Raw genomic sequence first — 21,798 nt, forward strand, 5'->3', positions numbered from 1 at the left:
ACCGGCTGACGTGACGCGAATACAACTGACCGACGTGGAGTGGGAGTTCATTGAGCCGTACCTGCCGATCGGCGAGTACGGCCCGTACCCCGAGCGGCTGCGGCAGCAGTTCGAGGGAGTGATCTGGCGGTTCAAGACGGGCGGGCAGTGGCGGGAGATGCCGACGGAGTTCGGCGCCTGGTCGACTGTCCACAATCGCTTCCGGCAGTGGCGCGACGCCGGGGTCTTCGAGGCCCTGCTGGAGGGCCTGATCGCGGAGGCCGCGAAGCGCGGTGAGGGGGACCTGTCCCTGGTGAGCATCGACTCCACCACCGTCCGGGCCCACCATGACGCGGCCGGGATGCACCTCGACGAGGATGTCGTCACCGCACTGGAGAAGGCCGCCGCAGAGGAGGAGAAGGCCAGGTCAAAGGGGGTGGCCTCGAAGGACAAAGCGGGCAGGAGGCCGAAAGGGATCCCGCGCGGGAAGAACGAAGACGCATCCGGCGTCGGCGCAGACTCCGGCTGAAGGCCGCCCTCCTCGGACGCTCCAGAGGCGGGCAGACCAGCAAGATCCACCTCGCTGCCGATCGCAAGTGCCGCCCACTGGCGTTCATCCTGACCGCGGGCCAGGCGGCGGACAGCCCGCAGTTCATCCCCGTCCTGAACAAGGTGCGGGTGCGCGGGCCCGTCGGCCGTCCCCGCACCCGGCCGGACGCGGTCGCCGGGGACAAGGCGTATTCGTCCCGCGGCAACCGTGCCCACCTGCGCAAACGCCGCATCAAGGCGGTCATTCCGGAGAAGAAGGACCAGGCCGCCAACCGGAAGAAGAAGGGCTCCGGAGGCGGCCGACCCGTCGGCCACGACGCCGACCTCTACAAGGAGCGGAACACCGTCGAGCGCGCGATCAACAGACTGAAGGCGTGGCGAGGCATCGCCACCCGCTACGACAAGACTCCCGAGAGCTACCTCGCCGGCCTCCACCTTCGCGCCTCGATGATCTGGATCAAGGACCTCACACGAACCACCCCTTGATCACAACCAAATACGCTCCCTAGTACGTCACCGTGATGCGCCGCTCGACGCCGTCCACGCGCACCTCGCCGCCGTAGGGGATCACGAGCTGCGGGTCCGTGTGGCCGAGGTCCACGTCGAAGACGGCGACCGTGTCCGGGGCGTACGCGGCGAGGGCGCGCAGTACCGCTTCGCGCTGGTCGGTCGCGTAACTCTCCTGCTCCTGGCGGGAGTTGCGACGGTCGAGCGACCAGGTCTTCGGGCGGCCCATCAGCAGGGCGGGGAAGCGGGCGAGCAGGCCGCGTTCGCCCATGTTGCGCAGGATCTGGAAGACGTGGTCGGCGGAGGGGAGTTCCTCGGAGGTCTCCAGGAAGAGGACGCCGCCCTCGTACGCGGCCGGGTCGTGCTCGATCTCGCGGTCGGCCATCAGCATCCAGGAGAGGACTTCGAGGCTGCCGCCCCAGGTCCGGCCCTCGACCACGCGCTCGGGACCGTGCCAGGTCCAGCCGCCGCCCGGCCGCATCGGCGGCTCGCTGTCGAAGGTGGCCGGGTCCGCCCAGTCGCCGTTGACGTCGCCGAAGTGGTCGGCGGGCGTGAGTTCGTACGGGCCGTGGGTGAAGAGGGCGGCGCGCAGCGAGTCGGCGGTGCGGGGGTTCATGGTGTGCGGGCGGCCGAGCTCGCACATGACGGAGGCGCCGTGGTAGGTGACGACTCCCAGGTTGCGGAGGGCGAGGAGGAGGTTCGTGTTGTCGCTGAAGCCGAAGAAGGGCTTCGGGTTGGCGCGGATCAACTCCCGGTCCAGCAGCGGCAGTACGGTGATCTGGTCGTCGCCGCCGATCGACGCCATCACCGCCTTGACCGTCGGGTCGGCGAACGCGGCGTGCAGGTCGTCGGCCCGTTCCCGGGGCGTCGAGCCCATCCTCCGGGTGGCGAGGTACTCTACCGGCTCCAGCCCGAACTCCTCGCGGAGGCGGTCCAGCCCGAGTTCGTAGGGGAGCGGGTAGAGACCGGGGAGGCCGGAGGACGGGGAGACGATCGCGATGCGGTCGCCGGGCGATGGCTTGGCCGGGTACGCAGGGGCGACGGGGTAGCTGCGGGGCGCAGAAGCGGTCATGGGCCGAGGATAGGAGCAGGCCGCTGACCTGGCCATCTCTTATTCCGGAGCCACGGCGTCCTGCGGGTACCAGCGGAGTTCCACGGTGTTGCCGTCCGGGTCCTGGACGTAGACGGAGGTGGCGTTGCCCCGTGCGCCGAAGCGGCCGACGGGACCTTCGAGGACGGTGAAGACCCCGGACGCGATGACCTCCTCCCAGTCCAGCGGTTCCACGGTGAGGCAGATGTGGTCGACGTTGGACTTTCCCCGGGGACGGCTGAACAGGTCGATGATGGTGTCGCCGGTGACCCTGACCGACGGGAACGGCACCTCGCCCGCTCGCCACTGTTCGACGCGTACCGGTTCCAGACCGAGGATCCCGGTGTAGAAGGCCAGGGACCGCTCGACATCCTCGACGTTGAGGACGAGGTGGTCGAATGCCTTCACGCGCAGCAGGCTGTTGTTCATGGGGTTTCCTTCGGTGAGGAGTCCGGGTGGGTGCTGTTAACGATCCTCCGGGGAGAGTCCGCCATCAAGGCAGGATCGGCATACGATCGTTGAGCCAGATTCAACGAATGCCCGATTCGACGGATGGGGGATCATGCTGGAGCGGGTGGAGGTCGAGACGTTCCTGACGCTTGCCGAGGAACTGCACTTCGGCCGCACCGCCGAGCGGTTGTGCGTCACGACCGGGCGGGTCAGTCAGGTGATCAAGAAGCTTGAGCGGCGGGTCGGCGGCTCGCTGTTCGAGCGGACCAGCAGAACGGTTCGACTCACGAAGACCGGGCGGCAGTTGGCCGACGACCTGGTCCCCTTGGTCGCCGGAATGGAGGAGGCGCTGCGAAGGGCCACCGAGGCCAGCCGTGGTGTCAGCGGACAGTTGCGGGTCGCGTTCCTTGGCGAGTGGACGGCACCCCCACTGCTGAAGGTGGTGGGCTTGTTCAGCGAGCGTCACCCCGACTGCGAGGTCGAGGTGCGGGAGGTCCAGCTGTCCAACTCCCGGGCGAGCCTGCTGGACGGCTCGATCGACGTGCTCGTCGCCTCGTACCCGTTCGACGGAATGGCCTGTGGGCCGGTGCTGCTGACCGAGAGGCGCGTGCTCGCCGTCGCGGCCGGGCATCCGCTCGCGGGCGAGGAGTCGGTGTCCCTCGAAGTGCTCGCGGAACACCCCGTGGTGCAGTACCCGGAGGTGACTTCGGTGAGGTTCAAGCGGGATCGCACGCCGGACCACACCCCTTCGGGCAGGCCGATTCCGAAAGGGCCGTCCGGCGGGTCCTTCTCCGAGATGCTCACGCTGGTCGCGCTGGGCAAGGGCGTTCTGCCGGTCGGAGAACACTCCCGGCGCTACTACCCCCGGCCGGACGTGGCCTATGTGCCCCTGCACGACGCGGGACCGATCGAGCGGGGGCCGGTCTGGCTGGAGGGGAACGACACGCAGAGCGTCCGCGCTTTCGTACGGGCCGCGGCGGACATCGCCGCGACGTCACAGCCCGCCTGAACGGGCGGCGGCACTCAGGCCCCCGTCAGGCCCGGCATCACGTCAGGCCCGGCATCACGTCAGCCCGCCTTCCCGGCGGTTCCGGCGTTCGTCGGCGCGGCGCTGCCGAGCGCGTACCGGGGGCACGCGCTGACCACCCCGTGATGCTGCTGACGGTAAGTCAAGCGGGCTTTTCCATAACCCTGGTGGCGTGACACCACCCCGCTGCACCCGCATGCCCGCCCGTACGTGTGGTGTGCGGAGGCCGGGAGGCATGCCGGGCGGCGGGCCGGGAACCGGTGACTGCGTGCCCGTGCCGTGGACACCGGTCCGCAGGGCTCGAACGCTTCCGCCGCCCACCCGGTGCGGTGCAGCGAGATCTGGAGGGCCGCGTAGTGCGCAGTGTGGGAGTGGAGGAGGAGCTCCTCCTCGTCGATCCCGAGTCGGGCGAATCCCGGGCGGTGTCCTCGGCCGTGTTGGCCGTACCGGCCGAAGACCCGGCGGAGGAGGGCGTGTTCGAGAAGGAACTCCACGGCGAACAGCTGGAGTTCGCGACCCGTCCCCGATTCTCGATGGCCGACCTGGGTGCGGAGATCAGGCGCTGGCGCGAGGAGGCCGGGCGGCGCGCGGAGGAGGTGGGAGCCGCAGCCGTGGCCCTCGCCACTTCCCCGCTCACCGTCAGCCCGTCCCTCAACTCCGGTGAACGCCACCGCTGGATCGAGAAGCAGTTCGGCATGCCGGTGCAGGAGCAACTGACCTGCGGCTGCCACGTCCACGTCTCGGTGGAGTCCGACGAGGAGGGTGTGCAGGTCCTCGACCGCATCCGGCCCTGGCTGCCCGTCCTCACCGCGATGAGCGCCAACTCACCCTTCTGGCAAGGCTCCGACACCGGCTACAGCAGTTACCGCAACCGCGTCTGGGGCCGCTGGCCTTCCGCGGGCCCCGTCGAAGTCTTCGGCTCCGCCGAGGGCTACCACCGCCAGGTGGCGGACCTCCTGGAGACCGGAGTCCTGAAGGACGAGGGCATGGTCTACTTCGACGCCCGCCTCTCCCACAACTACCCCACCGTGGAGATCCGGGTGGCGGACGTCTGCCTCGACGCCTCCACGACCGTCCTCCTCGCCACCCTGGCACGCGGCCTGGTCGAAACGGCCGCCCGCGCCCACCGAGCGGGCGAACCACCCGCCCCGCACGGCGTCGCCGCCCTGCGACTCGCCCAGTGGCGCGCCGCCCGCTCGGGACTCACCGACCGCCTGGTCCACCCCGAGACCCTGCACCCGGAGCCCGCCGCCGACGTCGTGAACGCCCTGCTCGCCCATGTGGGCCCGGCGCTGGAGGACGCCGGTGACGCCGAGGACGCCCGTAGCGCCGCGTCCCAACTGCTGAAGACCGGAACGGGCGCGGAGGTGCAGCGTGCCCTCCTGAAGGAGACGGGCAGCCTGCGCCGCACGGTCGCGGAATGCGTACGGCGCAGCGCTCCGTGACGGCACGCACTTCGGCCGGAGTGCACCTCTTCCCGCGAACGCCTCCTTCGGCGAACACCTATTTCGGCGAAGGAGGCGGCGAGGGCCACGACGTGACCTCCTCGTCGGTCAGAGCGGTGAGATCGACCTGTCCCCGCTTGCCGATGTCAACGCGGTAGGTCGTCCACCAGTGCTTGTGCCTGACGTAGCAGCGGTACGTGGTGCGGGTGCCGGGTGCGAGCAGCATCAGTTCGGGAATCCCCGGATCGCACGCCGCCTGACTGTTCTCATGGACCTCGGTGAGCTGGCGGAACGCCTTCCGGTAGACGGCATTCCGCAGCACCGGCGCCTTCTTCGGGCGGACGTCCTGCTGCCAGGTGGTCTCCACCATCGTGTGATCGACGCGGGACGCTCGCAGGTCCGAGATGACGACGGTGTAGCGGGCGGTCAGTGCCTCGCGCCCCACGGGGGCCAGCTCGCGCGCGGTGCACTCGAAGGGGGACGAGCCGAGTGTGGCCTTGCCACAGTCGATCACCACTTCGGCGGTCGGACGGCCGAGCATCGGCAGGAAGCCGTCGCGGATCTCGGACCTCACCCTGTCCATGCCCTCCGAGCCCTTCGGCTCCTTCGCGTCCTCCGGCTCCTTCCGGCGGGGCGGCAGCCCGTCGTCAAAGGGGATGCGGTCCGTCAGCTTCACCACGGGGACGTCCCCGTACGGTGCCGCCCGCTGCTGGTCGACCATCGCGCGGAAGCCCCAGACGACGAGGGCGACGGCCCCGGCCACCACCAGGAGGCCGAAGGCCATGAGGGCGACGAGCCCGAAGGTCTCGCTCCCCTTCTGCCGATGAGGGGTGCCCCGCCGTGGCGGGGGCAGGCTGCCGCCCGGTGTGGGTGCTGTCACGTGTGCTCCGCTCCGCCGTGACCGGGGGCCGTGAGCCCCGGCCGTCGTGCTCGTGATCGTTCTGGTGCCGTACGGAGCACGAGTGTGGCGCACGGGTCGGTTCCGCCAGCGCCGTTTCGCTGCCCCCTCCACCCGTCCGTGCCCTCCCGGCGACGCATAGGGGCCCTGACGTTCGGGGTTCGTACGTCGAGGCGATGGGGGCCCTGATAGACATCGGGAACAGCCGTCCCGTCAGCCCCCTCAACAGGAGACATTCGTGACCGTGCTCTTCCCCGCCCTGGAACCGGCAGCACTGGCGGAGGCGGGCCACGCGCCCGCCCTCCAGTTCGGTGACCGTTCGCTGGACTACGCCTCGCTCAGGTCAGCCGCCGAGGCCACCGCCGTACGGATCGCCGGGGCCCGGCGCGTCGCGCTCTGGGCCACGCCCACCCTGGAGTCCGCCGTCGGCGCCGTCGCCGCGCTCCTCGCCGGAGTGCCCCTCGTCCCGCTCAACCCGAACAGCGGCTCCCGCGAACTCGCCCACGTCGTCACCGACAGCGCGCCCCAACTCGTCCTCGCCGCCCCCGGCGACACCCTCCCCGAGGCGCTGGCCGGGCTCCCCGTCGTACATCCGATGACGGAGACGGCAGCAGCGGGTCCGACCCCGGACCTGCCCGGCGAGCCCGAGGGCGACGCGCCCGCCCTCGTCGTCTACACCTCCGGCACCACCGGGCCTCCGAAGGGCGCGATCCTGCCCCGACGCGCGATCGGCACCACCCTGGACGCGCTCGCCGACGCCTGGCAGTGGACGGATGAGGACGTGCTCGTGCACGGGCTGCCGCTGTTCCACGTGCACGGGCTGGTGCTCGGGGTGCTGGGGCCGCTGCGTCGCGGGGGAAGCCTGCGGCACCTCGGGCGGTTCAGCCCCGAGGCCGCCGGTACGGAGCTGGCGAAGGGCGCGACCATGCTCTTCGGCGTGCCGACCATGTACCACCGCATCGCCCGGGCACTCCCCGGCGACCCGGACCTGCGCGCCGCCCTCTCCGGGGCCCGCCTCCTCGTCTCCGGGTCGGCCGCGCTCTCCCGCCGTGACCACGAGGCGATCACCTCCGCCACCGGACAGCAGGTCGTCGAGCGGTACGGAATGACCGAGACCCTGATGAACACGAGCGTCCGGCCGGGCGGCCCGCCGCAGCCCGGCAGCGTCGGCACCCCTCTCCGCGGCGTCGAACTGCGGCTCGTGGACGAGGAGGGGCGGCCCGTCGACGTGCGCGACGGGGAGACGCTCGGGGAGATCCAGGTGAAGGGTCCGCAGCTGTTCACCGAGTACCTGGGCAGGCCGGAGGCCACGGCGGCGGCCTTCGACGGCGACTGGTTCCGTACCGGCGACATGGCCACGCTCGACGCGGACGGGTCCGTGCGCATCGTGGGCCGCAAGTCCACCGACCTGATCAAGAGCGGTGGCTACAAGATCGGCGCGGGGGAGATCGAGAACGTGCTCCTTGAGCATCCCGCCGTCGCCGACGCGGCCGTCACCGGGGAGCCGGACGCCGACCTCGGCGAGATCGTCGTGGCGTGGATCGTGGCCGCGGACCCGGCCGCCCCGCCGACGCGGCAGGAGCTCGCGGACCACGTCGCGGGGCAGCTCGCCGCGTACAAGAGGCCCCGGGCCGTACGCATCCTGGAAGCGCTGCCGCGCAACGACATGGGGAAGGTCATGAAGCGGGCGCTGCCCACCGGGGCGGGTACTGCGTGACCGATCCGACCGCCTTGATCGTCGCGGGCCGACGGTGCACACTCAGGGACCGGGTCGTAAGTTACTGAGGGGGCATCAGATGGCGTTGGGTGCAGGCGAATTGGGCGTGCATGGGGGAGAAGAGGATGGTTCGTCCCGGCCGGGCATCGGTCGGCGCCGCTTCCTCGGGTACGTCCTCGCCGCACCCACCCTCGCGGTCGCCGCGGAACTGGGGGCGGGCACCGGACCGGCGGTCGCGGCCTCGGCCGAGGCAGGGGCAGGAGCAGGGGCAGGAGTAGGCGCCAAGGCGGTTCCCTCCCTCGACATCACCGACATCCTCGACCTCAACGACCTGCTGACCGTCGCCTCGCTCCCCACGGCGAACCGCATCACGATCGTGGTCAACACGGACGGCACGGTCTCCTTCGCGCTCCCGCGCGCCGAGGTCGGGCAGGGCATCACCACCTCGACGGCGATGCTGATCGCCGAGGAGATGGACGTACCGCTGGAGAAGGTGAAGGTCACGCTGGCCGACGCCCGGCCCGAGCTGCTGTTCAACCAGTTCACCGGTGCCTCGAACACGACGATCTCGACCTTCACCCCGGTCCGGGTGGCCGCCGCCGTCGCCCGTGGACGGCTGCTGGAAGCGGCGGCGGTCGCGCTCGGCGCGGCGGTCGGTGAGCTGACCCTCAAGGCCGGGGTCGTCACCGGGCCGCTCGGCAGGACCATCGGGATCGGCGCGCTCGCCGAGAAGGCCGCGAGCGGCGAGGACCGCAAGGTGGCCGTGACGCTGAAGGAGCGCGGCGAATTCAGCGTCATCGGTACGCCGCGGAGCCGGATCGACGCGCTCGAAGCGGTCACCGGGCGCAAGAAGTTCGCCATGGACCTCCAGGTTCCGGACGCCCTGCCGACCATGGTGTGCCGCCCGCCGACGCTCAACGGCAAGCCGGGTGCCGTGGCCAACCTCGACGCCGTACGCGCCCTGCCCGGTGTGACGGATGTGGCTGTCGTGTCGACGGGTGTCGCCGTACGGGCCAGGACCTTCGGCCAGTGCATCGACGCCGTACGCGCACTGAAGGTGTCGTGGAAGCCCGGCACCGCCGAGGGCAAGTCCGACGAGACCGTGCGCAAGGAACTGAAGGACGCCGAGATCTGGCTCGGGCTGCCCGCCGTGACCCCGACCGTGGAGGCCACCTTCACCTTCCACTTCCGCAGCAACAGCGCCCTGGAGACCAACTGCGCCATCGCCGACGTACGCCCCGACCGGGCCGAGATCTGGTCCGGGCTCAAGTCGCCGATCGTCGCGCAGCAGGCCATCGCGAAACGGATCGGGCTGCCGCGCGACAAGGTCACCGTGCACGTCACGGAGAGCGGCGGCTCCTTCGGGCGCAGGCTGTTCTTCGACGCGGCGCTCGAAGCGGCCGAGATATCCAAGGAGTTCGGCAAGCCGGTCAAGCTGATGTGGCACCGGGCCGACGACTCCCGGCAGGGCCGCGCGCACCCGATGGCCACCTCGCGCGTGCGCGCCGCGTACCTGGGCAACTCCGTACTCGGCTACAAGCAGCGGCACACCAGCGTGGCCACCGACCTCGGGCACGGGCTCGGCGAGGTGATCACCGCGTTCGCCGCGAAGCTGCCGGTCGGCGACATCGGGTTCTCCGAGACCTTCTTCCAGCTGTCGCAGTCGATGCCGTACCAGTTCGGCGTGTACAGCAGGCTGCTCGCGGAGACCGACAAGGGCTTCAACACCGGGAGCATGAGAGGGGTTTACTCGCCCGACGTGGTGTGCGCCCGGGAGCTGATCGTGGACGCGCTCGCCTCGAAGATGGGCAAGGACCCGCTGCGGTTCCGCCGCGACTTCCTGCGCGACGAGCGCGTCCGTGCGGTGCTCGACAAGGCCGCCGAAGTGGGGGAGTGGGGGCGCGAGATGCCCGAGGGCACCGCGCAGGGCATCGCACTGCACAACGAGTACCACTCGGTGTGCGCGGTGCTCGTCGAGCTGGACTGCCGCCCCGAGACCGTCGGCCGTCCGGTACGGGACGGAGTGGCCGGGCCGCGCGTCACCAAGGTCGTCTGCGCGGTCGACGCGGGCCTCGCCGTCAACCCGCGCGGACTGGAGGCCCAGATGATGGGCGGGATCATGGACGGCATCGCCCAGACCCTGACGGCGTCGCTGCACCTGCGCGACGGGCACTTCCTCGAAGCGAGCTGGGACAACTACTTCTACACCCGGCAGTGGAACACCCCGCCCGAGTTCAAGGTCGTCGTGATGCCTCCGACGAGTGAAAAGCCCGGCGGGGCAGGAGAGTTGGCCGTCGCCGCGTCGGCGGCTGCGGTCGCCTGCGCGTACGGGCGGGCCACCGGCAGCATGCCGACGGTCTTCCCGATCAACCACGGCACCCTGTCCTTCGAGCCGAAGCCGACGGTGCCGCCCGTGCCCGCGTCCCCGACGGACGGGCTGAACCATGTCCTCTGAGTCACGTCCGCTCTGCGCATCGCCTGTTGTCTTCGCACTGTCTGCTGAAAGAAGTGAGCCCCGTGCCTGAACACACCTTCCGCGTCAACGGCGAGCAGGTCACTGTCGATGCGGCCGACGACGAACGCCTGCTGTGGGTGCTGCGCGACCTCCTCGGCATCACGGGCCCCAAGTACGGCTGCGGCATCAACGTCTGCAAGGCGTGTACGAGTCACCTCAACGGCAAGGCCGCCAACCCCTGCGCGATCCCCGTCAAGGCCCTGCGCCCCACCGACGAGGTCACCACCATCGAGGGCCTCCCCGACACCGTCGGCGCGGACCTCCACCCCATGCAGGAGGCATGGCTCGACCAGGACGTCGCTCAGTGCGGCTACTGCCAGCCGGGCCAGATCATGGCCGCCGTCGCCCTGGTCCGCCGGGTCCGGGAGGAGGGCCGCGAGATCTCGGAGGCGGACCTGGACGGCATCCGCAACATCTGCCGCTGCGGTACGTACGTCCGTATCCGCGAGGCCATCAAGGCGGGTGCGCAACGGATGTGACGGGCTGTCAGGCGGGCGTGGTGACCGGATCGCCGTACATCCGCGCCAGCTCCCCCGCCAGCTCGGCCAGTCGCGCACGGGCCTCCGGCGGTTCCAGGATCTCGACGCGCGCTCCGAGACCGGCCAGCTGCGAGGCGACGACCCCGGGCGTCGGCCCGTCGACCTCGATCTCGTGGCGGCCGTCCGCGCCTTTCCCGGTGGTCCGCAACCGTGCGCCCATGAGGCGTTCCAGGGTGGGCAGCGCGCTGGGTTCGGCGAGCGCGCGCACCGTCGCCGCGTGCATCCGGTCCTCCATGGCTCCGGCCAGCGACCGCCAGGCCGTGGCGAGGTCGAAGCCCTCCGGCCGTACGACGAGGTCGCCGGTCGGCTCGACGGAGACGACCCGGCTGAGCCGGAAGGTCCGCAGGCCGTCCGCCGTGCCGGCCACCAGGTAGTCGGTGCCCGCCTTGGAGGCCAGGCCCAGCGGATGGACCGTGCGCTCCGACGCGGGCTTGCCGGGACTCGCGTACCCCAGCCGGACCTGGGTGCCGTCCACCACGGCCCGCTGGAGCGCGGCCAGCGTGGGCCCGTCGGTGGTGACGGCGGTGCGTGCCCAGTCGGTGGCGTCGAGCACGTTGGCCTGCGCGGCGGCCTCGGCGGCCGACCGCAGGGGCGCGGGTAGCGCCCGCACCAACTTCCGCAGCGCCGTGCGGAGTTCGGGTGACGTCGCGGCAGGGCCCGCGAGCAGGAACAGGGGCCGGATCTCCTCTGCGGTGAGCCCGCTGAGATCCGTACGGGCCCCGCCGACCAGGGACCAGCCACCGCCCCGGCCGCGCGTGGAGTAGACGGGGACCCCGGCGGTGGCCAGGGCCTCCAGATCCCGGCGGGCGGTGCGCTCGGACACTTCGAGCTCCGCCGCCACCTCGGCCACGGTGACGCGCGGCCGGGTCTGGAGGAACAGCAGGGTCGCCACCAGCCGGTCGGCCCTCATCGTCGGCCCGCCTTCATGCCGTGTTCGCCTTCGGTCGGCGCGCGTGGTCTCTCATAGGGGCCATTCTTCCCGGCAAACTGGCCAGGAGATGGCCACTTCTCCGCCAAGAATGTCCTCATGACCGAACACGAGAACGCTCAGCAGCCCGCCTCCGCCGCCGACCCCCGCGAGACCCTGTGGAAGGCCGTCGCCCTGGCCGGACAGACCCTGGCCGCCGTACGCCCCGACCAGTTCGACGCGCCGACCCCCTGTGACGACTACACCGTCGGGAAGCTCTCCCGGCACCTCCTCGCCGTCCTGCGCCGGATCACGCTCGCGGGCAACGGCGGCGACGTCATGTCCGTACCCCCCGTCGTCGAGGACATCGCGGACGACGGGGTCGCGAAGGTCTGGGAGGAGGCCGTCCGTGAGGCCCGGGCCGCCTGGGCGGACCCGGCGATACTCGGGCGCTCGCTGACTCTGCCGTTCGGCACCCTTCCCGGAGCGGCGGCGCTGGTGGTCTGGAGCGGTGAATTCACCGTCCACACCTGGGACCTGGCGACCGCTACCGGCCAGCACCCGGCGTGGGACCCCGAGGTCGTGGCCCTCAGCGCGAAGGCCATCCAGCGCGGTCTGCCCGCCGAGCCGAGGGGCGGCCCTGTGCCGTTCGGCCCGGTGGTGGAGGTTCCCGCGGACGCCCCGGACATCGAGAAGCTGGTGGCGTGGACCGGCCGTAAGCCGTAACCGGGCGGGCCCCGTCAGGAACGGCCGCCCGGTTCCGGGGGCGCGGCCCCGGTCGGGTTCGGCGTCGTCCCGTACGACGCGGCCATCCGCGCCCCGTACTGGGGTTCGCACTCCGAGCTGAACGAGGTGCTCGACCTGGCCCGCTCCGGGGCGATCGACGTACACGTCGAGGCGTACGCGCCGGACGAGGCCCCGCCCCGCCATGTGGGTCGAGGTTCAGCCGAGTTCACAGTGCGCGGGTCGCGTCGTTGTCGGACTGCACCAAAAGCTCCGCCCATCGTGGTCCGCCAGGCCAAACCGCGCCTCCCCCGCCCCGCCTATCATCAACGGCACCTTTCCTCGGAGGAGTTGCCAGTGAGCGCAGATCTGCACGGCCACGCGGTGGTCGCCGACACCCACAACGACCTGCTCATGTCCGTGGTGGAGCGGCCCCCGCACCGCTGGGCGGAGTTCTTCCGCGAGCGCTGGCTCCCCCAACTCCAGGAAGGCGGCGTGAACATACAGGTCCTCCCCGTCTTCGTGGACGACCAGTTCCGCCCCGAGGTAGCCCTGCGCCGCACCCTGCGCATGATCGAGGCCGCGCACGCCCTCGCCGAGGGCAACCCCGACCACGTACGGCTCTGTCTGGACGGCGACGACATCGACGCCGCCCTCGCCGAGGACCGCATCGCCCTCGTCCTCGCCCTGGAGAGCGCACCGGGGGTCGACGCCGACGTGGAACTCTTCCGTACGCTCCACCGCCTCGGCGTACGCGTAGCCTCCATCGCCCACTGGGGCCGCACCCCGCTCGCCGACGGCAGCGGCGAGGACGCCACCGGCAGCAGGCTGACGGCCGCCGGGGTGGAGGCCCTGCGCGAACTGGAGCGCCTGGGCGTCGTCTTCGACATCTCCCACCTCGGTGCGAGCTGCGTCGCCCACGTCCTCGAACTCGCCACCCGCCCCCTCCTCGCCTCCCACTCGGGCGTCCGCGCCCTGTGCGACCACCACCGCAACCTCACCGACGACCAGATCCGGGGCGTCGCCGCGACCGGCGGCGTGGTCTGCGTCAACTTCGTCCCGCACTTCCTCTCCGCCGACCCCGAGCAGCAGACCATCGAGCGGATCGTCGACCACATCGAGTACGTCATCGACCTGGTCGGCATCGATCACGTGGGCATCGGCCCGGACTTCCTGCGCGAGGTCATCGCCGACGTCGTACCGCCCTGCTGCGACAGCGACGCCACGGGCGTCCCCCTGGACGCCTCCCTCCCCGGACTCGACGGGCCCGCCGAACTCCCCTACCTGACGGCGATGTTGCTGAAGCGGGGCCTGCCGGAGGACCACATCCGCGCGGTTCTGGGCGGCAACGTCCACCGCCTGTTCCGGGCGGAGCTGGGCCGGGGCCGCTGAGCCGCCCCGGCGCGCGACACGAAGCGGAGCCACCGGTCAGGGGGCTCCGCTTCCGTTCAACCCACCAGCCCTTCGCCCCCCTCGGTGGCCTGGACGACCGCGTACTGCGGGCACGGGGCGGCGAAGCACTGCTTGGGGGCCGGGACGCAGACGTGGCCCGGAGGCGTTTCGACGCCGTCGCACGGGCCCACGCCGAAGGCCCCGGACGCCGGAGGTGAGGCGTGTGCCGGGCCTGCCGCCGTGAACAGGGCCGGGGCGAGGAGCAGCGGCAGTACGGCGGCGATACGGGCGAGGGCAAGGGCGACGGGCGTTCGCGGGAAGGTCATGAACCCCAGCCAAGCACCCGTGGTGCGGCGGCGGGGCGCACACGGCCGTCGCGTCACTCGAAGGAGCCTCCGCCGGGCGGGAACGGGGCCCTCTCGTGATGGACACCCGGTGCGTCGGCGCGCGCATGGGGATACTGCCCGCAATCGTCCACCGCGGTACTGATCTTGACCGGCGAACTCGACCACCACACCGCGTCCGAACTCACCGACACCCTGCGGCACACGCCCTTCCACCGGAAATGGGCGGGCACGAGCGACCAAGACCGTGCCAAGGTTTCCGGCATGACCACTGACGATACGGATCGCGCACAGAGCTTCGGCGCCGTCGCGGACGCGTACGAACGGTTCAGGCCGGGGTACCCCACGGAGCTGTTCGACCTGGTGACGGCCTACGCGGGACGGCCGGTCCGCACCGCTCTGGAGATCGGCGCGGGCACGGGCAAGGCGACCCGGCTGTTCGCGCGGCACGGCGTCGCGGTCACCGCGACCGAGCCCGACGCCCAGATGCTCGCCGAGCTGCGCAAGCACGTACCGGCGGACGTCAGGACGGTGCACGCCGCCTTCGAGGACGTACGGACCGACACACGGTACGACCTCGTCTACGCGGCGGCGGCGCTGCACTGGACGAGCCCGAAGGGGCGGTGGTCACGCATGGCCGCACTCCTGGAGCCGGGCGGTGTGTTCGCGTCCTTCGGGAGTCCGGTCAACCTCGCCGATCCGGCCGTCGACGAAGCCGTACGCGCGGCGCAGGCCCCGTACCTGGCGAGTTCGGAGATTCGGATGCCGGGCGGGTCCCCGTCGGGATCCGGCATGCAGTGGCCGGGGACGGAGCTCCAGGAGTCGGAGTGGTTCACCGAGGTGCGCCAGACGGTGATCGAGCGCCGCCCGACGATGAGCGCCGCCGCGTACCTGGGCCACCTCTCGACGGTCTCGGCCTACCTCGTCCTGCCCGACCAGGACCGGGAGCAGGTGTTCCGCCGGATCGCGAGCGTCCTGCCCGCCACCGTCGCCGTCGACGCCGACCTCACCGTCCACCTCGCACGCCGGTCCACCCGGCCCGTTCCCGAGGACCACCGTTGTTAGCCTCGAAGGTCGACTGCGGGGACGGCGAGCTGTCCTTCAACACCTTGGTGGGCCGGGTGAAGGAGGAGGACCTGCGCCGCGACGGTTCGGGTGGACGATGCCCGGGGAGGAGCGGGTCGCCGTGATCGTGCGGCCGCTCAAGGTGCGGCACAGCGTGGGCGTGGAACGGTTCCGTCCGGGTGGGCCCGTGCCCGCGCCCTGACCCCACCCCCCGATGGATCACCGCCGTTCTGGCGCCCCGTCACCGTCTCCCGTACGGGCGGCGGTGACCAGGCCCGATTCGTACGCGGCGATGACCGCCTGGGCGCGGTCGCGGACGGCCAGCTTGTCGAAGATGCTGGTGATGTAGTTCTTGACGGTGGACAGGCTGAGGTCCAGGGCGCGGGAGATCTCCGTGTTGTCCAGACCGGTGGCCATCAGGTGCCACACCTCGACCTCGCGGGGCGTGAGTTCGGTTCTTCCGGTGAGGGGCGGCGGCGTGCTGCGGGGATGGCGTACGTACGTGGAGATCAGCCGCGTGAGCAGACGCGGCGCGACGACCGCCTCGCCCGTGTGGACGGTGCGGATGGCCGAGGCCAGGTCCTCCGGGGAGCTGTCCTTGGGCAGGAACCCGTAGGCCCCGGCGCGCAGCGCCCCCACCACGTACTCGTCCATGTCGAAGGTGCTGAGCGCCAGGACACGGCAGCCGGGTACGGTCGCGGCGAGCTGTTCGGTCGCGCCGACCCCGTCGAGTACGGGCATCCGGATGTCCATGACCACGACGTCGGGCCCCAGTTCGCGGGCGAGCGCGACGGCCCGCGCGCCGTCCTCGGCCTCGCCCACCACCTCGAACGCCGGGTCGGGGGAGAGGATCAGCGAGAGACCTCGGCGGACCAGCGGCTGGTCGTCCACGATCAGGACCTTGATGGGGCGCGAGGGTCCGGCCGGAGGCCCACCCGGGGATGCGGCGGGGGATGCGGCCAGGGGGTCGGTCATCGGGGGCCTGCCTTCTCGTGCGGGGTGAACGGGTCAGTCGGTCAGGGGGAGTTCGGCGACCACGGCGAACCCCCCGGCGGCCCGCGGGCCCGCCGTGAGGGTGCCGCCGTGCAGGGCGACGCGCTCGCGCATCCCGACCAGGCCGTAGCCGCCCCGGTGCGGCGCGGGCGCGTCCTCGTGCGCGGGCGTGCCCCGGCCGTCGTCCCGTACCTCCACGGCGATCTTCTCCCGGTCGTACGTCAGCCGTACGGACGCCTGCGAAGCCCCCGCGTGCTTACGGGTGTTGGTGAGGGCCTCCTGCACCACCCGGAACACCGTCAGGCCGACGGTCGGCGGCAGCGGACGGGGCGGCCCTTCGACGGCGAACGTGGTCGGGAGCCCCGCGTTCCGGGACTCGGTGACCAGCCGGTCGAGGTCGTCGACGCCGGGCTGCGGCAGCGAAGGCCCGGTCTCCGGCTCGTCGTCGGCCCGTAGTACGTCGAGGAGCTGGCGCATCTCGCGCAGCGCGAGCCGCCCCGAGGACTCCAGGGTGACCAGGGCGTCCCTGGCCACGTCGGGCCGGGCGAGATTGGCGCGCGCACCGCCCGCCATCAGCTGCATGGTGGTGATGTGGTGGGCCACGATGTCGTGCAACTCCCGTGCGATGCGGCGTCGTTCCTCGGCCACGGCCCGGTCGGCGAGGAGCTGCCGGTTGGCCGCCACCTCCCGTTGCCAGCGGTTCACCACCAGTGCGGTGCCGACGACGATCAGGGTGGTCAGGGGCGGGGAGACGGCGTGCTGCCACGGCGGCAGCCGCCCGCCGCTCTGGCTGAGCAGCGTCACCGCCACCGTCGCGAGGGCCGCGAGCGCCGTGACGCGGCCGGGGCGGGCCCGGGCGACCGAGTACAGCGCGACCACCAGGACGGCACCGAAGTGGTGGGGCAGCGGGACGGTCACGGCGGCCGTCGCGTCGAGCGCCAGCACGGCGGCGAACGCGGCGACCGGGTGGCGGCGGCGGGCCAGCAGCGGCAGCGCCCCGACGGCGACGAGCAGGAACCCGGCCGCGTTCACGTCGTGGGTGGTGCCGGGGTCGTCGAAGAACACGTAACTGAGCAGGTTCATGACGCAGGCCCCGCCGGTCACGAGGGCGTCGTTGCGGGTCCAGGGCGGTTCGGCGTCCTGGACCCGGTCCTTGTCCTGAACCTGGTCCGTGTCCGTGTCCGTGTCCCGGACCTGGTCCTCGTTCTCGACCTGGACCTGGACCTGGTCCTCGTTCTCGACCTGGTCTTCGCCCCGGTTCCTGGCCATGTCCGTACTCCCTGCGTCCGGCCTCTCGGCTCCCGGGCCCCCGGCACAGGGTTGCACAGCACGAGCCGCCACGAACCTCCGGTCCCCAGGCCCCTGACCTGGACCAGGACCACGGTCCTGGTCCAGGTCGGGGGCAGGCCCCAGGGCCCCGTACCGGATCGTCCGCCGTCACGACGATCACGGGCCGCCCGGCTGATGGTCTGGAGACAGGCCGGGAACCCCCGTCCGCCGACCGCCCGCGAGCCCGTCCGCCGGAGGACCTCTTGATCCGCGCCCTGACCGGATACTCCACCCGTAACCCCTGGAAGGTCATCGTCCTGTGGGTGCTGCTCGGGGTCGCACTGAGCGCCCTGACCCCGACCCTGATGTCCCGCGTCACCCAGCACCAGACCGGGGACTTCCTTCCGCGTACGTACGACTCGGCGGCGGCGCTGCACCTCGCGCAGGAGAAGTTCGGGGAGAACCCCGACGCCACCACCGTGACCGTGCTCGTCGCCCGCGAGGACGGCAAGGCCCTCGGGGTGGCCGACCACGAGCGGATCGCGGCCGAGTCGGCGAAGCTGGGCCAGCGCCGGGTGATCATGCCCGTCGAGGACGACGTCCCCAGGTTCCTGGTCCCCGACCGCTCCCAGACGCCCGCCGTCGCCCCGGCGATGACCGCGCCCGACCGGAGCTTCCAGCTGCTGTCCGCCCAGCTCATGGGCAGCCCTTCGGACACCGGCGTGCAGGGCGTCTACCGCACCTTCCGCGACGACGCCCGGACGCGGTTCGCCGAGGCGGGGATGCGCACCGGATTCACCGGCAGCCTCGCCGAGGTCGTCGACACCACCGACGAGCACGAGGTCGCCACGACCGTCGGCGGAATCCTCGTCACGGTGCTCATCGTCCTGCTGAACGTCCTGGCCTTCCGCAGCGCGCTGGCCGCCCTGCTGCCGCTGCTCGCGGTCGCCATGATCGGAGGCGTCGCGGCGGGCGCCGTCGCAGGGACCGCGCTGCTCTCGGGGCGCAAACTCGACGCGGGCACCCCGGGACTGATCAACGTCGTCCTGCTCGGCATCGGCATCGACTACCTCCTCTTCCTGCTGTTCCGCTTCCGCGAGCACCTGCGCGAGCGGCCCGGGCAGTCACCCCGCGAGGCAGCCGCACAGGTCTCCGGGCGGGTCGGCACCGCGATCACCTCGGCGGCGCTCACCATCGTGGCCGCGTTCGCGACGCTGGGTCTGGCCACCTTCGGACAGTTCCGCTCGATGGGACCGGCCATCGCCGTCGCCGTCCTGGTGATGCTGCTCGGCAGCCTCACCCTGATGCCCGCGCTCCTCGCGGCGGCCGGACGCAAGATGTTCTGGCCGTCCAAGGCCCTGGAACGCACCCCGGACGAGCGCGGCCGTTCCGCCCGCTTCGGGGAACTGGTCACCCGACGTCCGCTGCTGATGCTCGCCGCCTCGATCGCCCTGCTCGGCGCGCTGGCAGCGGGCCTGGTCGGCATGCGCATGGACTATGGCCGGGACGCCTCCGGCGGACAGACCGCCGCCTCGGCCACCGCCGCGGAGATCGCGCGCGCCCTCCCCGCCGGAGTGTCCGACCCCACCACCGTGTTCGTCACCGCCGACGGCGGCGGCACCCTCACCACCGGACAGCTCGGCGGCCTCGTCCGTGCGCTCACCCAGGTCGAAGGCGTCGGCAAGACCGCGCCGACCGTTCTCAGCGAGGACCGCCGCGCCGCCCGCATCGACCTCTACCCGACCGCGGACCCGCAGAGCCAGCAGGCCCGCGACCTGGCCTCGGGCCCGATCCGGGACACGGCCGCACGGCACGCGCCCGACGGGACGACGGCCCGCGTGGGCGGCACGGCAGCGATCTTCGCGGACGTGGCGACCGCCGTCGACAAGGACCTGAGGATCGTGTTCCCGGTCGCCGCCGCGCTGATCACCCTGATCCTGCTGCTGCTCCTGCGGAGCCTGCTCGCCCCGGTGGTCCTGATGCTGTCCGTCGGGCTCGGGTTCGCCGCCACCCTCGGCGCGGCCACCCTGCTCTTCCAGCGCGCGCTCGGCGAGCCGGGTGTCGACTTCACGCTGCCGCTGGTGCTGTTCCTGTTCGTCGTGGCCCTCGGCACCGACTACAACATCCTGATCGCCGACCGGATACGGGAGGAGATGCGGCAGCCGGGCCCGGCCCGCGCCGCCGTCGCCCGCGCCGTGCGGCACACGACGCCCGCCGTCGCGACGGCCGGAATGGTGCTGGCGGGCTCCTTCGCCACGCTCGCCACCACCCCGGGCAACGCCCAGATCGCCTTCGCGATGACGCTCGGCATCCTGCTCTCCGCGCTCGTCCTGTCGCTGGTACTGGTCCCCGCGCTCGCCGCGCTGCTCGGGCGCGCCCTGTGGTGGCCGTTCCGCCCGGGGCCGGGGAAGAGCGGGGCTCACGGAAGGCGGTGACCCGGGAAGGCGGTGACCCTGCGAGGCAGTACCCCTGCGAGGCAGTACCCCTGGAAGGCGGTAACCCCGGAAGGCGGTGACCGCGTCAGGCCCGGAGGAACGCCAGGACCGCCAGCACCCGCCGGTGGCCCTCGGTGTTCGCCGGGAGGTCGAGCTTGGTGAAGATGTTGCCGATGTGCTTGTTCACGGCCGCCTCGCTGATGAAGAGCTGCGAGGCGAGCGTGGCGTTGGAGCGGCCCTCCGCGACCAGGCCGAGTACCTCGCGCTCGCGGGGGCTGAGCCGTTCCAGGGGGTCCTGACGCAACCGTACGAGCTGCTGGATGACCTCGGGGTCGACGACCGTGCCCCCGGCGGCGATCCGGTCGACGGCACCCATGAAGTCGGCGACCGCGCCCACCCGCTCCTTGAGGAGATAGCCGACGCCCGTGCCGCCGCCCGAGTCCAACAGACCCAGCGCGTACGACCGTTCCACGTACTGGCTCAGTACGAGAACGGGGAGGCCGGGGTACTCCTCGCGCAGCGCCACCGCCGCCCTGAGGCCGTCGTCCGTCAGCGTCGGAGGCATCCGTACGTCGGTGACGACGAGGTCCGGCCGGTCGGCGCGCACGGCCGCGACCAGGGCGTCGGCGTCGCCGACCGACGCCACCACCTCGTGCCCGACCCGCTGCAACAGGCCGACCAGGCCCTCGCGCAGCAGAACGGCGTCTTCCGCCACGATCAGGCGAAGCGACAAGGGACCTCCACGTGCAGCAGGGTGGGACCACCGACCGGACTCGACACCCGCATCCGGCCCTGGAGCGCGCCGACCCGGTCGGCGAGCCCGGTGACTCCGGTGCCCGCCTCGGGGTCCACGCCGCCGTGGCCGTCGTCGGTGATGTCGAGGATCAACACGTCGGAATGGTAACGGCCTTGGACGGATGCGGTCGTGGCGCCGCTGTGCTTGGCGATGTTCGTCATGGCCTCGTTGATCAGGTAGTACAGGGTCGACTCCAGCTTCCTGGGCAGCCGTTCGGGAAAAGCGAGGTCGACGGTCACCGGGATCGGGAAGCGCCCCGCGTAGTCCTCGATGGCGGCGACGAGGCCGTGGTCGGCGAGGACGGGCGGGTTGAGGCCGCGGATGAGGGCTCGCAACTCCCGGTGCGCGGTGGCGAGCTGCGTCTCGGCCTCGGTGAGCAGGCCGGACTGCGGGGAGTCGGCGGGGGTGTCGAGGCGGAGCATCCCCAGGGTCATGCCGAGGGAGACGAGATGCTGTTGGGCGCCGTCGTGCAGGTCGCGCTCGATGCGTATGCGTTCCGCGTCGAAGGATTCCAGGAAGCGGGCCTGCGAGGCGCGTACCTCCCGGAGTTCCTCCCTGAGTTCCTGGTCGCGGGGGGCGAGGAAGGTACGGGTCATGGCGGCCCGCGCGCCCGCCCAGGAGGTCACCGTGTACGGAGACGCCAGCAGGATGAGCGCGCCGAAGACCGTCCAGGGCCAGGTGGTCGCGTCCGTCGCCTCGAAGAACAGCGCGGGCAGCCCGAAGGAGAAGCCCAGCACCAGCAGGTCCAGCCACCACAGGGCGGTGGCCGAGATCAGCGTGAACGCCAGCTCCCGCCAGGTCACCTGCTCCGTGAGCCGGTGCCGCACCCGGGCCCTGAGGCCGGGGGCGTCCGGACGGCGGTGCGGGTCGGGCACGTGGTCGAGGTCCACCAGGCGCAGCCGTCGGCGTTCCATCGAAGCCACCCAGGTCGAGGCCAGGACCAGCCCCGCGAGCACCACGACGCCCACCAGCACCAGGAGCAGCGCGAGCCCGGCCGCGAGTACCAGACCGAAGACCACGACGACGGCCGCCCCGAAGAGGACACCTCCGGCCAGATAGGCCAGCGACCGCCAGGGCCAGACCGAGGTCAGAAAGCTCACGGGGCGCTGAGCCATGGCCTGCCAGGCCGTCGTGGGATGCATGGGAGCACGGTAGCCC

18 protein-coding genes and 1 pseudogene are annotated in these 21,798 nt (G+C 71.7%); 10 read left to right on the forward strand and 9 right to left on the reverse strand.

Annotation, left to right across the window (positions count from 1 at the left end; translation table 11 throughout):
* The first annotated feature begins 10 nt into the window (after positions 1–10).
* Positions 11–1,014, forward strand: a pseudogene (locus tag OG897_RS28035) (IS5 family transposase).
* A gap of 19 nt (positions 1,015–1,033) precedes the next feature.
* Here the strand turns inward: OG897_RS28035 and OG897_RS28040 are convergent.
* Both OG897_RS28040 and OG897_RS28045 read right to left on the reverse strand, forming a co-directional pair.
* Positions 1,034–2,107 carry a S66 peptidase family protein gene (locus OG897_RS28040; RefSeq protein WP_266660947.1) on the reverse strand — a complete coding sequence of 358 codons (1,074 nt, stop codon included), beginning with the start codon at positions 2,105–2,107 and terminating at the stop codon, positions 1,034–1,036.
* Positions 2,108–2,146: 39 nt separating this feature from the next.
* Positions 2,147–2,554, reverse strand: coding sequence for a VOC family protein (locus OG897_RS28045; RefSeq protein ID WP_266660949.1), 408 nt, complete (start codon positions 2,552–2,554; stop codon positions 2,147–2,149).
* A gap of 133 nt (positions 2,555–2,687) precedes the next feature.
* Between OG897_RS28045 and OG897_RS28050 the strand changes: the two genes are divergently transcribed.
* Both OG897_RS28050 and OG897_RS28055 read left to right on the forward strand, forming a co-directional pair.
* Entirely contained in the window at positions 2,688–3,584 is an 897-nt protein-coding gene (locus tag OG897_RS28050) for a LysR family transcriptional regulator (protein ID WP_266660951.1), read from the forward strand.
* 374 nt (positions 3,585–3,958) lie between these two features.
* On the forward strand, positions 3,959–5,047 hold the full coding sequence (locus tag OG897_RS28055) for a glutamate--cysteine ligase (RefSeq protein ID WP_266660953.1): 1,089 nt from the start codon (positions 3,959–3,961) through the stop codon (positions 5,045–5,047).
* Positions 5,048–5,105: 58 nt separating this feature from the next.
* Here OG897_RS28055 and OG897_RS28060 read toward each other — a convergent pair whose 3' ends face one another.
* Positions 5,106–5,927 (reverse strand): hypothetical protein, encoded by an 822-nt coding sequence (locus tag OG897_RS28060; protein ID WP_266660955.1) that lies wholly within the window; start codon positions 5,925–5,927, stop codon positions 5,106–5,108.
* A 256-nt stretch (positions 5,928–6,183) separates the two neighbouring features.
* Here OG897_RS28060 and OG897_RS28065 point away from each other — a divergent pair, with 256 nt between their 5' ends.
* From OG897_RS28065 to OG897_RS28075, 3 genes are all read left to right on the forward strand, one after another.
* Positions 6,184–7,662 carry an acyl-CoA synthetase gene (locus tag OG897_RS28065; protein WP_266660957.1) on the forward strand — a complete coding sequence of 493 codons (1,479 nt, stop codon included), beginning with the start codon at positions 6,184–6,186 and terminating at the stop codon, positions 7,660–7,662.
* 79 nt (positions 7,663–7,741) lie between these two features.
* Positions 7,742–10,117: a molybdopterin cofactor-binding domain-containing protein gene (locus tag OG897_RS28070; RefSeq protein WP_266660959.1), complete on the forward strand. Its 2,376-nt coding sequence runs from the start codon at positions 7,742–7,744 to the stop codon at positions 10,115–10,117.
* Between the two features lie 62 nt (positions 10,118–10,179).
* On the forward strand, positions 10,180–10,656 hold the full coding sequence (locus OG897_RS28075) for a (2Fe-2S)-binding protein (RefSeq protein ID WP_266660961.1): 477 nt from the start codon (positions 10,180–10,182) through the stop codon (positions 10,654–10,656).
* Between the two features lie 7 nt (positions 10,657–10,663).
* On the opposite strand, the gene OG897_RS28080 is transcribed toward OG897_RS28075, so the two are convergent.
* Positions 10,664–11,626, reverse strand: a complete 963-nt coding sequence (locus OG897_RS28080; protein WP_266660963.1) for a YafY family protein — start codon at positions 11,624–11,626, stop codon at positions 10,664–10,666.
* A 117-nt stretch (positions 11,627–11,743) separates the two neighbouring features.
* Between OG897_RS28080 and OG897_RS28085 the strand changes: the two genes are divergently transcribed.
* Entirely contained in the window at positions 11,744–12,349 is a 606-nt protein-coding gene (locus OG897_RS28085; RefSeq protein ID WP_266660965.1) for a TIGR03086 family metal-binding protein, read from the forward strand.
* A gap of 354 nt (positions 12,350–12,703) precedes the next feature.
* A complete protein-coding gene (locus OG897_RS28090) occupies positions 12,704–13,738 on the forward strand; it encodes a dipeptidase (protein WP_266660967.1) in 1,035 nt (344 codons plus the stop codon).
* Between the two features lie 56 nt (positions 13,739–13,794).
* Here OG897_RS28090 and OG897_RS28095 read toward each other — a convergent pair whose 3' ends face one another.
* Positions 13,795–14,064, reverse strand: coding sequence for a hypothetical protein (locus tag OG897_RS28095; RefSeq protein ID WP_266660969.1), 270 nt, complete (start codon positions 14,062–14,064; stop codon positions 13,795–13,797).
* 282 nt (positions 14,065–14,346) lie between these two features.
* Between OG897_RS28095 and OG897_RS28100 the strand changes: the two genes are divergently transcribed.
* Positions 14,347–15,147, forward strand: a complete 801-nt coding sequence (locus tag OG897_RS28100) for a trans-aconitate 2-methyltransferase (protein WP_266660970.1) — start codon at positions 14,347–14,349, stop codon at positions 15,145–15,147.
* Positions 15,148–15,366: 219 nt separating this feature from the next.
* On the opposite strand, the gene OG897_RS28105 is transcribed toward OG897_RS28100, so the two are convergent.
* Together OG897_RS28105 and OG897_RS28110 are read right to left on the reverse strand one after the other, a co-directional pair.
* Entirely contained in the window at positions 15,367–16,122 is a 756-nt protein-coding gene (locus OG897_RS28105; RefSeq protein ID WP_266660971.1) for a response regulator transcription factor, read from the reverse strand.
* 33 nt (positions 16,123–16,155) lie between these two features.
* Positions 16,156–17,409, reverse strand: a complete 1,254-nt coding sequence (locus OG897_RS28110) for a sensor histidine kinase (protein ID WP_266660972.1) — start codon at positions 17,407–17,409, stop codon at positions 16,156–16,158.
* Between the two features lie 263 nt (positions 17,410–17,672).
* On the opposite strand from OG897_RS28110, the gene OG897_RS28115 reads away from it, so the two are divergent.
* Entirely contained in the window at positions 17,673–19,844 is a 2,172-nt protein-coding gene (locus OG897_RS28115; protein WP_266660973.1) for an MMPL family transporter, read from the forward strand.
* 85 nt (positions 19,845–19,929) lie between these two features.
* Here OG897_RS28115 and OG897_RS28120 read toward each other — a convergent pair whose 3' ends face one another.
* Together OG897_RS28120 and OG897_RS28125 are read right to left on the reverse strand one after the other, a co-directional pair.
* Positions 19,930–20,562, reverse strand: a complete 633-nt coding sequence (locus OG897_RS28120) for a response regulator transcription factor (protein ID WP_323188124.1) — start codon at positions 20,560–20,562, stop codon at positions 19,930–19,932.
* A complete protein-coding gene (locus OG897_RS28125; RefSeq protein ID WP_266660977.1) occupies positions 20,562–21,782 on the reverse strand; it encodes a sensor domain-containing protein in 1,221 nt (406 codons plus the stop codon). The genes OG897_RS28120 and OG897_RS28125 overlap by 1 nt, the downstream gene beginning before the upstream one ends.
* Between the last annotated feature and the right edge of the window lie 16 nt (positions 21,783–21,798).

This window comes from Streptomyces sp. NBC_00237 (assembly GCF_026342435.1).
Taxonomy (GTDB): Bacteria; Actinomycetota; Actinomycetes; order Streptomycetales; family Streptomycetaceae; genus Streptomyces.

Excerpts from the sequence above, each read along its gene's own strand:
- OG897_RS28080 (WP_266660963.1), bottom strand. The coding sequence starts at position 11,626 with ATGAGGGCCGACCGGCTGGTGGCGACCCTGCTGTTCCTCCAGACCCGG.
- OG897_RS28045 (WP_266660949.1), bottom strand. The coding sequence starts at position 2,554 with ATGAACAACAGCCTGCTGCGCGTGAAGGCATTCGACCACCTCGTCCTC.
- OG897_RS28110 (WP_266660972.1), bottom strand. The coding sequence starts at position 17,409 with ATGGCCAGGAACCGGGGCGAAGACCAGGTCGAGAACGAGGACCAGGTC.
- OG897_RS28095 (WP_266660969.1), bottom strand. The coding sequence starts at position 14,064 with ATGACCTTCCCGCGAACGCCCGTCGCCCTTGCCCTCGCCCGTATCGCC.
- OG897_RS28085 (WP_266660965.1), top strand. The coding sequence starts at position 11,744 with ATGACCGAACACGAGAACGCTCAGCAGCCCGCCTCCGCCGCCGACCCC.
- OG897_RS28040 (WP_266660947.1), bottom strand. The coding sequence starts at position 2,107 with ATGACCGCTTCTGCGCCCCGCAGCTACCCCGTCGCCCCTGCGTACCCG.
- OG897_RS28050 (WP_266660951.1), top strand. The coding sequence starts at position 2,688 with ATGCTGGAGCGGGTGGAGGTCGAGACGTTCCTGACGCTTGCCGAGGAA.
- OG897_RS28105 (WP_266660971.1), bottom strand. The coding sequence starts at position 16,122 with ATGACCGACCCCCTGGCCGCATCCCCCGCCGCATCCCCGGGTGGGCCT.
- OG897_RS28070 (WP_266660959.1), top strand. The coding sequence starts at position 7,742 with ATGGCGTTGGGTGCAGGCGAATTGGGCGTGCATGGGGGAGAAGAGGAT.
- OG897_RS28100 (WP_266660970.1), top strand. The coding sequence starts at position 14,347 with ATGACCACTGACGATACGGATCGCGCACAGAGCTTCGGCGCCGTCGCG.
- OG897_RS28125 (WP_266660977.1), bottom strand. The coding sequence starts at position 21,782 with ATGCATCCCACGACGGCCTGGCAGGCCATGGCTCAGCGCCCCGTGAGC.